The following is a 15716-nucleotide window of genomic DNA, read 5'->3' as shown; positions in this document are numbered from 1 at the left end:
GCTGATGTTCGGCGCCAGATCGGTCGCAGGCTCACAGTCGCTCGCCAAGCGATCCCGACCTTGCGTGGCAATGTGTGTATTATGCGGGATAAACACCCTGCCTGTTTACCATCTTTCTCTCAATACCCTGCCAATTTCTCACACCCCGCATGAATCGCCTGGGTCGCACAGGTCGACACCAGGCGCCTTTCAACGGCATGCCACCTGAAAGAAGTCCACCAGGATGCGAATCTTGGCCCAATCAGGGTATTTCACCTCGAATTTGGGACTGCGAATGTTGGTCCCTTTCAGCCAGACGGTGTAGGTGTCCACGGTGAGCGCGGTGATGCTGTAGCCGCCGCCAGCATCTACGGCAAATTCCCGCATGTAGCGGTTGTTTGCCGGCGGGCCTTCGATGCGGACGAGCGCGCCGCGTGGAGCGAACGGATTCCCTTGCAGGTTGTAGACCAGGCCGGCGACCTCAGCGCAGCAGCCCTTGTGCTCCTCATAGTGACGCACACGCGGCTCGAAGCACAAGCTGGGGGCGGGGGGCAATGTTGATTTGGGTGTGGGGATCGCCGGCTTGTCAGCCCACACGGCCGGCGGCGATTGATCGGCCCCGTCCGCATGTTGCAGTTCGATGAGCGGCTCAAAGACCGTATTGTCATCTCCGTCATCGTTGCGCGCGTTGGCAATGAAATAGATGACATCGCCGGGCTGCACGTTGATGCTGACATCGAAACGAGCACCGGTTGTATCGGAGCCGTTCAGGTCAACCTGCCACACCGTTGTCTCTTTGTGCACGATGCGCAGATTGACCCCGTTGCCGCCGCGGCCATCCTTGTACGCGCGCCCGGAAATGCGCAGCGCGCCCTCATACGGCGAAACCCATTCACGCGCCACATCGTGCGCCCGGCTGGGATACATGCCATTATCGGAGATGCGCATGCGTGGATCGTAGGCGGCGTCGCAGCACCACCGCCACCAGGAACCGCCGTCCCACGGCATCTGTTTGAACTTTAGGCTGCCCGGAGATTCCGAAATCACATAGTACCAGGAGCGATAGCCCTGCTCCGGCGAGAAATCCTGCAGCGCTTGCGCCACCTGCACGCTCTTCACGAGAGGCGGCGGCGCCTGCACCGGCGCGGCCAAAAACGGATAGGATGAGCTCAGGAACTCCGCGCTGACCCAGCCGCGTCGCGCCTCATCCGCCTGGACCTCGACCCATGTGGCGTCGTCAGTGCGGCCAGTGACCGTTACGGTTGAGTTGGTTCCCAAGCGCCCCAGAACGAGATAGCCGGGACCGGGGCCAGCCCGCACGCGCAGCGCGCTAGTGTTGGCAACAACGGCCAGATGAGGGCCAGGGAGCGGCGTTGGCGTTGGCGTCGGCGTGGGTTGGCACGAGGCCAGATGGGCGTCGGCCTCCGGACGATTCAGGTCTATGATGCGGGCGGCAGCAAATTGCGCCTGACCGTCCGGCAGATTCTGCTGCGCGCACAGGGCATCCCCGTGTGCGATATGCGCATCGTATAGCTTCGTCTTGAGGTCAGCATAGTCAGGTCGAGCAGCATAGATCGGCTGCCAGGCCGCAATGGCGCCAGAGTAGTCTTGCGTCGCCCATGCGTTTTGGCCAGTCAGATAGGCGGTGGAGCGCTCACGCCCCAGCCTGCCTTCGGAGTCATTCGAGTCTTCTTCGAGGACGCAATCCCACCATCCCTGCGCCGCGGAAACATTCGCGGCGCCTTCTGCGGTCTGCGCCAGGCTTGTGCAGGCAGCCATGCGCAGGCTCTTCACCGCCGTCGGCTCGAAGGCAGCATCGCGCAGGCGAATATCCGCGATCAACCCCAGCGTCTTCTCAAAATCCCCTGCCGTGAGGGCTGCTTGCGCGGCCTGCCACTGGGCAACGATGGCCTCCCGTTCGGTCGCCGCACGTTGTCTCTCGTTGCGTTGCTGCAACCAGAGAATGGTTCCCGCCGAGCCGGCAACGATAATCAAGAGAGCAACCAAGCCGATCAAAATTGGCAAGCGGCTGGAGCGGTCCTGCGCCGGCGCAGGAGGTATCGCCTTCTGGCCGCCATCCTCGGTCGTGGCGCGCGCGGCGCTCACCTCAGCGCCGCACTGGATACAGTACTTCTGCCCCGGCTTCAGACTGGCGCCGCACTGTCGGCACGTGATCGTCGCTGTCTGCGGGGTTCCGCACGCGTTGCAGAAGCGTGCCTGATCGGGCAAAGGGGCGGAACAGTTTTGACATTGCATGGGCGTCCTCGTGGGTAGGGGGAATAGCTCAAAGCTACCTAATCACATCTTAGGGTTCAACACTGCGGGCCAGCAGCAAAGACATCGAGTCCTGCTCCACATCCTTGCCGCCTGGCTGCTGATTCGCCAGAACCAAGGCGCGAATAGAATCCAGGTCAAGTAACACGAGCCTATCTAGCGCGCCCGTACCAACCTCGATAGCCAATCAACAACACCAAGGCTAACAAAACGCCTGTCCCTTGACACAACTGGCCGACGGCGCGCTGTGCTTGGCGCTCAATCTCACGTTGAATCTCCTGCCAGATCCCTTGTACCAGGTCATCAATCGTCTTCTGTCCTTTGCGCTTCCACTCTTCAATCTGATCGCGAATTTTCGCCTCCATATCTTTGAGCGCCTCTGGTAGCACGAACACGTAGCCGGTCGCTATCTGTCCGAAGGGCTGGCCAGCAAACTGCATCCGATAGGGAAACCTTCGAACACCGGGTGATCCTGACACCAGGAAACCTAGGTTCCAGGTAGCTGTTTCGCCGGGAGATACTTGTCCCACCACGGGCAATGATCGCGGCGCCGCGCCAGAATCGTCCGCTTGAGCTTCTAGTGAATACTCAGAACCATTCCAGGGCGCAGCACCCGTGTTTTGTAGATTGAATTCAAGGTGTGCTGTTTCGCCGGGAAGCACGATGTCGTATACGAACGCATTGCTGACAGAGGCATCCAGCGCCGGCATGTCGCGGTTGACGGCTGTCCACCGCAGAGCATCAAAAGCCACAATGGTGCTGCCAGATGGTTCCCCCGTCTGGTCAACAAGGCCGATATACTCATCGCCTTTGCCGCTGAAGTAGTAAACGCCCAGGTCTAACCAATCGTTGTTGACGCCTGCCTGGCTGACAGTCTTGATATTGTCGGCGCCCGCATGATGAATCGAATAGCTGGCAGCCTGTGTGAATGGCTTGGGAAGCTGAGCGGCGTGCGCTGGAATGAATGCATGAAGCTGATAAGAGCCGCTTCGCCTTAGTGCGGGTATCCAGCGAACCGAGTTCGTCGTCTTCTGAGATTCGTTGAATGTCCAGATTGCGCCGCCGGCATGGCCAGTAGATATCGAATGCCAAAAAGAGGCGTTCCCTATCTTGACGCACCCCGCTTCCGCGTCATCTACAATCACCGCCGGCAAAATCGCACCCAGCGCTAGACGGTCAGTGACGAGTTTGACAGCCGCGTCCACAAATTCAGGATGACCAATGGTATTCTCGGCATTGAGTTCTATCTGGTTTGCAACCTCACGCAACTGCCTTGTTGCCTCGCTCCACTCTTTTCCTCGAAACCAAACCACTGGGTTAATAAGAGCAAAGAAGTTCTGACGGACGGTTGCATCAACGCCGTCAGCATACGAGCGATACTCGGAGACGGCGCTGAGCGATTCCAGCATGTAGGCAACCTGAAAACGGGCCGCATGCTCACCATCATACTCAGCGACGGTTCGCAAAACTCCTGGCTGCAACTGCAGCCTCGCAGCTCTGAAACGGCGGCGCAGCTCGTCTGCGCGTTCACCGGTGATAAAGTTGTCATACAAGTCATCGAGACCCAAGATCAGGTTTCCCAAGGTGAAACCAAGAAGGACGGCAGAAGCTGCGCCTGCCACCAGGTGCCCCGTACTCCGCTTGCCAAATTCCTTCCATGACCATTTGACCCACAAATCAGCCAGGGCTTTCTTTCCCAGATCGATAGCCAAGTCGCTGGTTTTGTCGGCCACAAACTGTAGGATTATGTTTCCTCGCTGAACCCAATCGCTCTCAGTCTCGACAATGGCAGCGGCTGCAGCCAACCCCTGATCTGCATCGAGCATGGCATCCCCTTGCGCGTACGTGAGATAAGTCTTCAGCCAATCGGCGCGGTCACGTTCGAAGTTGGCAAGCCACAACAAATGCGCGGACAACGAAAGAATGTCCAGGGCATTGAACAGTTCGATACGCTGGCCATTGATCTTGATGAAGGACCTTCCTTGCTCAGTTGAGCGCTCCCATGATTTGAAAGTAGCGCGCAGGTCTTTGGCCACGTCTCGAACCGCTTTGCTGTTGGAAAATCGAGCAGATTCAGCGATCTCCCTCACGGTATCACCAAACGAATTGGTCGTCTCAGCCTGAATCCGGATCTGGTCGGCAAAATCCGTCATAATATCGGGAGATGCCCGGTATGCGGTGAGAATACTGCGTAACGCTTCCGTTGTTTCTGCCCTACGATCGCCAAATATGGTGTGTTTGATGTACGGCTCCAAGAATATGGGGCTGTTCGTCACCCTGACCATATCTTCTACAAAACTATCGTCAATCAAGCCAGGGGCATTTGCGACTTGATAGTCAAATAACTCAACCGCTGATCGGTATAACGTGAAAACGCGACGCAATGTGTCTTCATCATCAATTAGGTTGCCATCTTCAGTGACCAGCAACGCGGTGATTTGCTTCTGAGCGAAGAATTGCGAGGTGGCGGAAAAAATCAACCCACCGCGCTGACTTGTGTAATCGCCGGTTGTGAAGTAATGGATTTCATATAGGCGCCCGTGATAACGCAAAGCGGGTTGGATGCGCGCCGTGTGTTCTCCTGGTTGCAGGTAATCGTTGATGTTCACTGGGCCTTGTTGCGCGTAGACGGGGATATGCTGAACAAGCAGGGTGAATAGCACTACACTTACGTACCAACGAGATTTTGCATGGGTCATTGGGACATCCTCATATCTTCTGCGTATGCGGCTTCTCTTCAACGCGCCCAATCCGGAGACCACGCGTTGTAGGCCGACCCAGTCAACTGGTAGAGGCGCCTGCCGCTGGCGTCTGCGACGAACAAGATCTGCCGCTCGCCGGCCGGCTTGTAGATCAACCGCCCGCCGTCTGGGCTCCACGCCGGGCTGTTGCCATCCTCGATCAGGCGCCGCGCCTGACCGGTCGCCGCTTCGACCACGAATACGCTGATCAGCCCATCGCTGTCATCGTCTGCGCCGAACGCAAGCTGCGCGCCGTCGGGCGACCAATCGGGGCGGAAGACATACCGGCCGGGGTCGTCGCGCTGCTTGGTGGATGCGAAGCTGAACAGAATGCGGCGGTTGCTTCCATCCGCGTTCATCAGCATCAAATCAAGGCCAGGGTAAGGTGCGTTCTGGGAAACGTAAGCGATCTGTCTGCCGTCAGGTGAGACGGAGACAAAACGATTGTCGCCGCCATCGGCCGTCAGTCGGCGCACGTTCGAGCCGTCGGCGTTCATGCGATAGATGTCCCACCCGCCATTGCGTCGGCTGGCAAACGCCAACTCGCCATTCCTGGGGAACCAGGCAGGATGATCGTCCTCGGCCGGGTGATTGCTGATCGCTCGGGCGTTGCTCCCATCACTGCGGGCGACGAAGACCTCGGTGTTGCCGCTGACCTTGGACACAAAGGCCACCAGCGTGCCATCATTGCTAAAGATTGGGTCCCAGAAATACTCGCTGCCGCTGGTGATTGCCCGCAACCCCTGGCCGTTGCCGCGCGCCGTGAAGATGTGCGCGTAGCCGCTGCGATCGCTGCCAAAGACCACCTTTCCGACGACAGGGGTCGGCGTGGTGGGCGCAGCGGTCACCGTAGCCGTCGAGGTCGGGACTGGCGTCGCCGTCGGTAAGGGTGTCGCCGTGGGCGGCGGTGCGGTGGAAGTCGGTAGTGAGGTCGCGGTCGGCAGCAGGGTCACCAAGGCAAGCGGCGCGGCCAGAGTTGCACCAGCCGGCTGCACCGTGCGAGTGGTAGCTGGGCTGCCCGTATTCACCACCACCCCAGGAGGTGTCGCTGTGGATGTTTTACGGCCACCGATGGCCGCAACGCCAATCACCACCAACACGACGGCCGTCGCCGCAACGCCGATCAGCGCCCACCACGGCAAACCACGCTCCCGCCGTGTTGACGACACTACCGGTGCAGACAACGGTCGCGACACGTCGCCGGTGGGTGGAGCTGCTTGTAGACTCGATACCGGTGCGGCTCGATTGGGCAGATTCAGGGCCACCTCCAGTTCGTGGCATAGCGCCGCCACGCTCGCCGGCCGGTTCGTCGGCTGCGTCTCCAAACCGTGCACCAGAGCCCGTTCGAATGTCGGGCTCAAGCCGGGGTTGAACTCGCGCGGCGACCTCAGCGGCACGCCAGCCAATCCCCGCCGTACACTGTCTGGCGGAATCTCGCCCGTCAGCATGGCGTACAGCGTGGCTGTCAACGCATACACGTCCGAGCGTTGATCGGTATGACCCTGCCCATACTGCTCCCAGGGTGAGAAACCAGGCGTCACACCCAGCGCACCGCTGGCCGTGCTTTGCTGGATCGAGCCAACCTTGCTGAGACCGAAGTCAACCAGAAAAACGCGCCCGTCTGGTGTGATCTTGATGTTCTGCGGTTTGATGTCGCGGTGGATGATGGGTGGATTCTGGCTGTGCAGGTAGGTCAATGCATCACACACCTGCCGCAGCCAGGTCATGACCTCCGCCGGGGATTGGCGGCCACGAGAAGCCAGCAAGTCGGCCAGGTTTACTCCTTCGATGAAGGTCATCACGAGGTACTGCAAGCCCTCCTTCGTGATGAAATGATCGATCACCTTCGGTAGATTGCTGTGGTGCAGCCGGGCCAGAACCTGGGCCTCACGCACGAACTGGGCGCGTGCCTCCGGCGAGTTCAGGGAATTCTCCTTGAGTGCCACCCACATCGCCAGACGCTCATCTCGCGCACGGTAGACAGCCCCCATCCCACCCTGGCCGAGCAGGCTGTCCACACGGTAGCGATTCTCCAGGATCGTGCCAGGTTTCAGCGGCATCAAAGCATCTCCCACGATCGCGTGGAATGCGTTTCCCCGTTCTGAGAGTAGAATTCTTGACGGCGGCTCAGGAGCCACCACTGTAGAGCAGGTGTATTTGAACCTTCTTGCGCGGAGTTGAGGTTTCGATTCATGGAATCCCCCACAGTCGAAGCGTACCATCCCATGCGACCGATACCAAGAGGGATCCGTTGGGCGTAAACGCTAAGTCGGTGATTCCTTGCTCATGCCCGTTCACAACACGCAGAACACTGGCGTCAGCAGGCTGCCAAAGCCATATCCGACCATCCTGGACGCCAGCAGCCAAGATAGCACCGTCAGGCGAAAATGCCACGGCGTTGACCCGATCTCCGTGTCCTGCCAACGTTTGCGTCAAGATCCCTTCGTTTATGTCCCAAAGACGCACGGTTTGGTCGCTTGAGGCTGAAGCCAAAAATGTGCCCTCTGGCGAAAAAGCCACGTCATTCACCTGGCCTGTATGCCCTTCAAATGTGTGCCACAGACTACCATCGGGCGACCAGACATATGCCTTGCGGAAATCGCCGCCCGCAGCCAAGGCGCCTGACGCATTAAACGCCACTCCTCTGACACCGCCCCAATTCTCGACCAGAACGCGAAATGGAGTCCAGTCCTTAGTTTGCCAGAGAATGATTTCGCTCCGGCCGCGCCCTCCTCCATACTGTCCGGCCGATGCCAACAGGGAATAGTCAGGAGAAAATGCCAGGCTCATGACAATCGTTGTTTGCCTATTGAGTGTGCGCTTTAGTTGGCCGTCGTTTGTTCCCCAGAGTTGCATCGAAAGGTTCCACAAGCAGACCACCAGGGTTTGACCGTCGCGTGAATAGGCCAGGGCAGCGGTTCTGTCTGTGGTTGGAAGGGTGCGAATGATTTTGCCATCCGGCAACGACCAGATTCGGATGGCCGGGGCGTCCGTGTTGACCGATCCTGTGGCGAGCATGCGGCCGTCCGGCGAGATAGCGATGTGATCCAGATCCACAGAAGTCGGCCCCCGCAAAGTAACCAGGGGGGATATCTGGGCCACATTACTCGGACCCAACCGCGCAGGGCGTTTCGACGGCTGCGGTGTCACGGTAGGCAGCGCCAGCGTGGCTGTAGCAGATTGAGGTGTTGCCGTGGGGGCAGCCAACGTGGCAGTCATGGGTACGGGCGTCACCGTAGGTGGCACCGGCGTGGCAGCCGTGGGCGGGGATGTCGCGGTAGATGAGACCGGCGTGGTTAAGGACAGCGCCGCCGGGGTAGAGGGCGCTGGCAATACCGCCACAGCCTTATCTTCCCGGGTACGCAGGGCTGTGAACGCAACGATCAGCAGGACGGCTGCTACTGCGCCCACCGCGACCAACAGCCACCGGAAGTTCCGCTGACGTCGTATTGGCCCGTAAGCGGTGGATAAGACCGCAGCCTGGGGCGGCGAGAGCATTCGCCCGCACAGGTGGCAGAAACGGGCATCCATTCTTGTTTGCTCGGCCCCGCAGAAAGGACAAAAGAGACTCTGATCTGCCATCGCTTCTCCTTACAACGCCAGCCAGCGACTGTCGTCGTCCTCCAGCAGGTATACCCTGCCTTCCATCTCCAGCATCAATCCCTGTTGGAAATCCTGGAACAGGATGGGCAGTGCATATTCCGGTTCAGTGGCCCAGCCGATGCGCGCGCTGGTTCCGCCCAGCTTCGCAGGCCAGATGGCGCCGAAGCCGCGCACCGGGGTGTGGAGACCGGCAGGCGGCTGAAAACCTTCCGGCTCCGGTGCGCCTTCAATATAAATATCGCCGTAAACGGTCCAGTCGCCATCATCGTTCAGCACGTAGATCATATCATTGTTCTCGCGCCAGATCATACGGCCGCGCTCGAAGCGCTCGGTGGCCGCACTGCTCTGGGTAGCCTGGTTGAGCGGACACCCCAGCCGCGTTCGCTGCTGCTGCCATTGCGACCGGAACGCATCACCTGTCGCAATACGACACGCCTGCGCGGTCGGCGTTGCGGTCGTCCCCGGCTTCAAGGCGACACTAACGCCCAGGAGATTCAAGGCCGGATCTAGGTCGCCGACCGTCTCGGCGCTCAAGTCAACCACTTCAATGCTGACCAGCCGTCCGGCTTGCAGCCCAGACGGTATGGGAATCCGCAGCATGTCAATCACAGCCGTATTCTCATCGTCGCGGTTGGCCCCGCGCCAGGCCTCGGTCACGTTCGGGCTGCTCGTGCGACTGACAACCTCGCCGGACTGCTTCCACTCGCGCAGGTTCTGCCCGGCCACCAGATCCACCGCATGCACCTTGCCGTCGTCGAAGACCAAGCGCACCTTGCCGACGGTCCGACCAGCGAAACGGCTGTAGAGGTCGCCGCCGGTCAGAAGCAGGTAGACTGCCTCCGGCGCTTGCACTTTGACAGGCAGCGAGATACTCTTCGGGTTGTTGGGCAGCGGCGCAGCCTGGGTGGTGATGCTGCCGCCCTGGCCCAGACTGAAATGCACGCCGGAGAGAACGACATCGCCCAGCGGCGGCGCAACGTAACCGTCCGTGGTGCTGGCGTTGACAAACCCTTGCAGCGAGACAGGCAGGAACTGCCCTGCCAGCGACGCCGCTGTCGGGGTATCGCTCGGCCGTGAAGTTGCCGTGGGCATCGAGGTTGCGGTCGGCCGCAGCGTCACGGTAGGTAGAGGAGCGCGGGTCGCCGATGCAGTCGGCGTTGCGGTTGGCGCCAGGGAGACGATTCGGGTCAGGCCTGCGGTCGCGTCGCCAGGCACGGCTCGTACCGACGTAGGAGGAACGATCTCGGTCGCATCCGTCCGAATGCCCGCCAGGAAGTCATTTACCCGACTGCGCCCTGGCTCCCAGGCCAACAAGGCCAGCGCCGCGACTCCAGCAACGAGCAGCGGCATTAGCCACCATGCGCTCAGCCGCCGCGATTTCGTGGGTGCAACCACGACGGACGGGGGCTCACGCGTGGGCGCTGTCGGGATCGTCCGCCCGCAAATATGGCAAAAGCGCGCATTCGGTTTTAGCTGCTGCGCACCGCAGTGGGGACAGTAAGGTAATTGGTTAACCATGATGCCTCGGGCTTGACACGCGCCTCCAACAGCGCGATACTATGTTTAGGTAAAAAGCCGCCAGGCTTTCTCCCGCCCCGCGAAAAGTCGCCGAGTGTGGCGGCCTGCCCCCTTCTGAGCGAAGGATCGGGCTAGAGGGGCGGGTTATTGTCTGTCATCCTCGATACTCCCAAACTCTCCGGAGTTTCCCTTTCAGGTATTCGTAGGCCTCGGCGTCTGCCTTGGCGTCGCGCCGCAGGACCGCCCCGGCTATGAGATCGGCAACCTGGATCAACGGTTCGCTCCGGGAGCGCTTGACCAGGATGCGCTTGAAGCTGCGTGGTATGCTTCTGGCCGCCATGAACCGGCGTAGCTGCGTCCGCTGCGTGGCGGCTGAGCCGAATTCATCCAGAATCAAGGTAGCACCGTCGCGTTTTTCCTTGGGAATCAGCCGGATCAGCTCAGTCACGAAGTAAAGGTAGAAGTCCAGCCGACGCATGACCTTGAACGGATCAGACAGGGTGGTCTTATCTACCATGATGGCCCAGCTCTCGAAATCCGCATTGGACAGAGTTTCAAAGACGCGCCGGCGGAGCGGCGCCGACGACAGCGCGTGGAAGCTGAACTCGTACTCGGCAAGCAAGCCGGATCTCTGTCGCAGTTCGGCCAAGATCTGACGCAGTGCGTCAGGATCAGACGTTGCAACGACTGCCACGATGAAATAGCGAGAGGCGCCCTTGCCAAAGGCGAAGCTGACATCCCCCGCTTCATCACCGGCAAAGGTCAGAGTAAGCATGGCAGGGTCATCCTTGATGCCTCACGGTGAATCCTTAACAGCCTTGTCTACCGCCTCCATTACGGACGCCTGGTCTTCGCTCTTGGCGAACTTCACACCAACGTTGTACTCATTCAGAGTGGTAGCATACGCATCCCGCACTACCTGCGAGTCGGGCGGTACCGTGGCGATGATCCACCCTTTCGCATTGGCAGGGGTATCAGGGCTATCCACATACTCCTTCATTTGTTGCCCGTGTTTGCTCGCAGCCGCCCGCGCCTCGGTCGTGGTCCAATCCCGCATATAGCAGGTCTTATAGTCGATCAAAGCGTTTCCGACGGCGAGATCAATCTCGCCCTCAGCCAACGAGCTGTCAGGCTTCGTCACGCCAACACGGCGCTCAATGTAAGCAGCATCGCCGTACCTATCTTCCGCTGCGTATCCATAAGCCTCGTGTGCAAACGTGCCAAACTTGGCCGGTGTGTCTGTCTCTCCCTGCATTGCTTTCATTCCCACAGGGCTCAGCAGCTTCGCCCCGGCCGCCTCTTGTGCAGAATCCGCGACCTTCTGTACGTCTTGGGTGTCTGCTGTTTCCAATGTCATGTATGCTCCCAAACATAGTACCTACAAGATTGAGGAAGATTACGCCGGCATGACCGATCTCTCATCAGGCTACTACCCTCTCCACTTTGGATCATCAGCGCCGGGCCTGGCATTAACCTCTCTCCGGCCCGCCCGGCTGCCAACCTTCAGGCGTTCCCGCTGGACGGGTCTCCTTGTTAACTTCCAGGGTGTTGTGGTACAGCTTGACCTCTGGCTTTTCAGGACCTGTCTCCGCGCGGACGTCGGCGCCCAACTCTGTGGTGGCGACCGCGGGCTGGGAGTCAGCTGGGAGGCCAGGCTGCCCTGTCACATCTCCGCCCTGCATCGCCTTTATGCCCGCCAGGCTTAGCGGCTTGGTTGCGTCGGCCGCTTCCTGAATTGTGTCGTTTGCTTCTTGGACGTCTTGTACGTCCGCCATGTCGGATGGCATCGAACACCTCCGGTTAGTCTAGTTTGCGGCCTGCACCGCGGCGCCGGCAATCTTCTGCGCCTGGTCCGTCACGCCCTGGATGGCCTGGACAGCTTTCGCGCCGAGATAACGGCTCGGCGCGGGCTTCTCCGCGGCCGCATCTAGCACCGACCAGGTGTCTTTGACCGCAGCCGCCGCGAACCTGGCCGCGTCGAACGTTGCATCCATGGCTAGTTTTTCTATCGGCATGATTGTTCATCCACTCGCCGGTAACGTCTCAATTGCGCGCACGAATGACCGGCGCATGTGCTCGGTAAACGGAAAATCCACTTCGTGGGCCAGGTAGCAGTAGGCTGCTTCGCGCTGGCCCGACCGACCGGCCTGGGCTGCGGCTTCGCCGCAGACGGCCGCCACCCCTTGCCAGTTGTCCGGCCAATGTAGCGGTTCTGGCCGCTCGTCGAAAGCGGCGAGCGCGGCGTGAAACCGTTGCACCGTTTCTTTGCGCCGCGTCACCGGCTCGATCTGCTCTCGATGCTGGCACGGTTCCGCACAAAAACGGCAGCCGTCGAACGGCAGCAGCGCCCGCATTTGCTGGGCGTAGAAGCCTGCCATATGCTGGCGCACCTCGACGTCGGGCAGAAAGTCAGCAAAGCTCACGCTGTCCTTATACGGCGGCACGCTCATGAAGGTAGCTTTCTCAAACCCCGTCATGAAAGCTGCAGCCTGGCCAACGCGCAGTTTGCCCATGAACCGTTCCTGGGCTTCATCCATGATCATCGCCGCGGCCAACGCTTCGCGATCCTGACGCCCCGGCAGCATATGACCAATCTTGAGGTTGGTGTTACGCACCGCGTCGGGCGCCAGCTTCTCCGGGCTCTGCTCGGCGATCAACACACCTTGGCCATAGGCGCGCATCTCTACCAGGAAGTCGCTGATCATCCGCACAGCCTTGGCCCGCGTGTCGGCCGCAACCTCACTAACACCGGCCGACGCGACATTCTCCATGATGCGGTGCGCCTCTTCGATGAGCAGCAAATGCCGCAGCCCGGCTGCCTCCCCGGACCGCCGCGCTTGCATCTGGCGATACTCACGCAGCAGAATCAGCAGGAACATCATCGCCAGTCCTTTGGCGTCGTCGTTGAGCGAATCCAACTCCAACACGACGGGCTGGCCAAACAACAGATCGGGCGGGAGCGAGCGCCGGCAGTTGAACATGCGCCCCTTGCTGCCGCGCAGCAGACTGCCAATCCGCCCCTTGACTGCGGCCTGGATGTTGTCGTTCAGCTCACCCCGGTAACCGCGGTCTTTCACCGCCTGCGCCGCCGCGCGGTAGAACTCCGCCAGCGTAGGAAAAAGGCGCCGGTTCGGCCCTGAAGCCTCGAATTCAGGCCCAGTGTCAGTCAGCAACCAGCCTTTGGCTGTGTAGATTTCCTCCAGCGCCTCCTCGATAATTGACGGCAACACACCAAACTGGGGCATCGCCGCATTGATGGCGACGTTGAGCGCCTCCAGGTGCACCTCCAGCCGCACGCCGGGCAATAGCTCGAACGGGTTTAGTCGGAAGGGGGCAGTAGTCTCATCACCTAGCGTGAATACCAGTAAGTTCTCGAAGCCTGGTTGGCGTATCAATCCGCGGTACTCGGTCTTGGCCGGCTCGATGACCAGGAACGGGACATGACGCTCCTGTAGCTGGCGCAGGATGTAAAGGCAGGTGTTGGTCTTGCCGCTGCCCGGCAGACCCGCGATCAAGCCGTGGCGCGCCAGATCCTTAAGCCGAACAGTCACAGCGCCGCCGCGCTGGAAGCTGCCCAGGTGGACCTCGTCCGGATTCACCTGCAAGCCGCGACCGCCCGGCTCGAAATCGGGCATCGGCTCGCGCGCCTCGATGCCGGGTACCCCCCCGCGCACCGCGATCGGAAAGCGGAACAGGGCTGCCGCGCCGCGCGCGTCGGTCAGGTAGCGCAAACGCTGCAAAGCCGGGCTTTGCTTGGCCTGCGTGTGGCCCCACGACGTCAGGATCAAGTGGTTCAGGGTGCGCGCGGCGGACTGCGCCTCGGCCTCCGTACCCGGATAGACGACCTCGGCCGCGGAGATCAGCTCGTCGTCGGCCCGACTGGCCGCCGATCGAGCGGTGAACGCGGCCCCCAGTGTCTGGGCAATGCTCATCGCCGCAAAGCGGTCCGAGCTGGCGGCCTGGGCGACCATCACGAACGGTTGGTTCAGCCGGCGCGACTGGGCGGCATAGACGCGGGCGACGGCGGCGGCCTGTGGATCGGCCCAACGCCCGCTGTACTCGACGCTGTGTGCGCTGCGCTGCCAGTCGGCCGCAGTCTGCGCGGTCGCGGCTGCGGCCGCCAGCGTCCGGTACTCGGCATCGCTGAGGCGGGTCGGCTCCAGGTGCAGATTGATGACGCACGGCGCTCCCTGGCGCAGCAACGCCTCAAAGGGCTGGAGAAACGCGCCGGCCGGCTGCCAGTATGGGTAAACCACGTAGGCCTCGCCCTGCGCCCAGGAAAAGTTAACCACATCCTCCCGCTGCCGCACCTCCACGATGAAGGACGAGGCGAGCGGAGTTCGCAAGGCGGTCAGCTCAGGCAGGGTCGTCACCTCGCTTACCGGCAGGCCGAAGGTCTGCGCCAGCCGCGTCAGGTCGGCCGCCAGCTGTTCGGCGGCGGTCTGCGCGGCCTCGGGCCGCGCCAGGATGCGCGCCAAGAGTGCGATCTCTACGCCCGCACGCTCCGGCCGGTAGATGTAGCGCAAGCTAAAGGCCGCGCTCTGCCACTTCCAGAGATTGGCGATGAACTGCGCCTGGCGTTCGAACAGTTCCGCCAGCCGCTCGGCATCGCTCCCGCCGACCAACGTCTGATCGGCCAGAAAGTCGGGCAGATGGGGCAGACGCAGGCCGACGACGACTCGCTGCACGGGGATCGCGGCTCCGCTGGCGCCGGCGACCAGCCCATGGGCCGGCCATAGCGCGCGTTCCGGCGATTCGTGGGCCTGATCAGGGAAAGTTTGCAGCGCAACCATCGTCAGATCAACCGCCGGCGGAATCCATACTCGGCGGCCTGCGGCATCAGGCGCTGCTCGATGCCAACCGCGTCGAGCGCCTCGCGCACGGTCTGTTCCACCGACTTCTCCAAGGCCACGGTATCATCAATATCGAACTCGTTGGGGGGCACACGCAGCGCCGCTAGAATATCCTTGTCGGTGAGGTATTTGTAACCGCTGAAAAGCACCAGGATGCCCAGGGCCAACCAGTTCATAAGGTAGAACGGCCCCAAGCAGCAGGCGAGGAGCATCAAGCTGCCCAGGCTGTCGCCGAACCCGCCAAATAAGCTTGCACTAACCTGACCGGAAGCTTGGTTCAAGATGACAGGATACAGGACGGCAAACAGAGACATGGCGACCACGATCAGAATTCGCATCGTGCTGATCGGCCCTTTGAAATAGGTGACCTGCGAGACAAAAAGGTCCTTACCGAAGCGGGCGACGTAGAGCCCAGCAGTGGTGAGACCCCGGCGGATGAGGAAGTACGGCCGGGTGTCCACCAGCACCCCCTGGCGCACCAGCTTCACCGGCGCCACGCTGGCTTCGGGGATTTCGCGGCGTTCGAAGCGCGCGGCCACGATGTCATGCAACGCATCCGCCTGTGCACCTTGGTCGTTGATGAGCCAAGACACGTGGCGACCGCGCGTGCCGTAGCCGGCGAATGGCCCCCAAATGCTGACAGGGACGGTGGCTGGGCGATCACCCATGGGGTGATTTGGCGTTGCTAAAGGTCCGGTAGGTTGGGCGGTGCTCATGGCCGCAGGCGGCCGTGGGGGAGGTGCAACAA

The 15716-nt window shown here is 61.0% G+C and carries 11 protein-coding genes; all 11 read right to left on the bottom strand.

Features of this window, described 5'->3' with window-relative positions; genetic code table 11:
* Positions 1-189 precede the first annotated feature (189 nt).
* The 11 genes from ACPQ6D_RS07275 to ACPQ6D_RS07225 all read right to left on the bottom strand — a co-directional run bounded on the left by ACPQ6D_RS07275 (position 190) and on the right by ACPQ6D_RS07225 (position 15636).
* Entirely contained in the window at positions 190-2235 is a 2046-nt protein-coding gene (locus ACPQ6D_RS07275) for an SH3 domain-containing protein (protein ID WP_423223643.1), read from the bottom strand.
* A 170-nt stretch (positions 2236-2405) separates the two neighbouring features.
* Positions 2406-4952: a golvesin C-terminal-like domain-containing protein gene (locus ACPQ6D_RS07270; protein ID WP_423223642.1), complete on the bottom strand. Its 2547-nt coding sequence runs from the start codon at positions 4950-4952 to the stop codon at positions 2406-2408.
* 38 nt (positions 4953-4990) lie between these two features.
* Complete coding sequence (locus ACPQ6D_RS07265) at positions 4991-7054, bottom strand: protein kinase domain-containing protein (protein WP_423223641.1); 2064 nt, start codon at positions 7052-7054, stop codon at positions 4991-4993.
* A gap of 130 nt (positions 7055-7184) precedes the next feature.
* Complete coding sequence (locus ACPQ6D_RS07260) at positions 7185-8012, bottom strand: WD40 repeat domain-containing protein (RefSeq protein ID WP_423223640.1); 828 nt, start codon at positions 8010-8012, stop codon at positions 7185-7187.
* A gap of 573 nt (positions 8013-8585) precedes the next feature.
* Positions 8586-9947 carry a hypothetical protein gene (locus ACPQ6D_RS07255; RefSeq protein ID WP_423223639.1) on the bottom strand — a complete coding sequence of 454 codons (1362 nt, stop codon included), beginning with the start codon at positions 9945-9947 and terminating at the stop codon, positions 8586-8588.
* Between the two features lie 322 nt (positions 9948-10269).
* Positions 10270-10890, bottom strand: a complete 621-nt coding sequence (locus ACPQ6D_RS07250) for a DUF3800 domain-containing protein (RefSeq protein ID WP_423223638.1) — start codon at positions 10888-10890, stop codon at positions 10270-10272.
* 21 nt (positions 10891-10911) lie between these two features.
* Positions 10912-11472 carry a hypothetical protein gene (locus ACPQ6D_RS07245; RefSeq protein WP_423223637.1) on the bottom strand — a complete coding sequence of 187 codons (561 nt, stop codon included), beginning with the start codon at positions 11470-11472 and terminating at the stop codon, positions 10912-10914.
* Positions 11473-11584: 112 nt separating this feature from the next.
* Complete coding sequence (locus tag ACPQ6D_RS07240) at positions 11585-11902, bottom strand: hypothetical protein (protein ID WP_423223636.1); 318 nt, start codon at positions 11900-11902, stop codon at positions 11585-11587.
* A gap of 18 nt (positions 11903-11920) precedes the next feature.
* On the bottom strand, positions 11921-12130 hold the full coding sequence (locus ACPQ6D_RS07235; protein ID WP_423223635.1) for a hypothetical protein: 210 nt from the start codon (positions 12128-12130) through the stop codon (positions 11921-11923).
* Between the two features lie 6 nt (positions 12131-12136).
* The gene (locus ACPQ6D_RS07230) at positions 12137-14908 is read right to left on the bottom strand and encodes a helicase HerA domain-containing protein (RefSeq protein ID WP_423223634.1); all 2772 of its coding nucleotides are present in this window, start codon (positions 14906-14908) and stop codon (positions 12137-12139) included.
* A gap of 2 nt (positions 14909-14910) precedes the next feature.
* Positions 14911-15636 carry a hypothetical protein gene (locus ACPQ6D_RS07225; protein WP_423223633.1) on the bottom strand — a complete coding sequence of 242 codons (726 nt, stop codon included), beginning with the start codon at positions 15634-15636 and terminating at the stop codon, positions 14911-14913.
* Positions 15637-15716: the final 80 nt, after the last annotated feature.

The organism is Candidatus Amarolinea aalborgensis (assembly GCF_900491745.1).
Taxonomy (GTDB): Bacteria; Chloroflexota; Anaerolineae; order SSC4; family Amarolineaceae; genus Amarolinea; species Amarolinea aalborgensis.
This window is presented reverse-complemented; position numbering and strand designations above follow the sequence as displayed.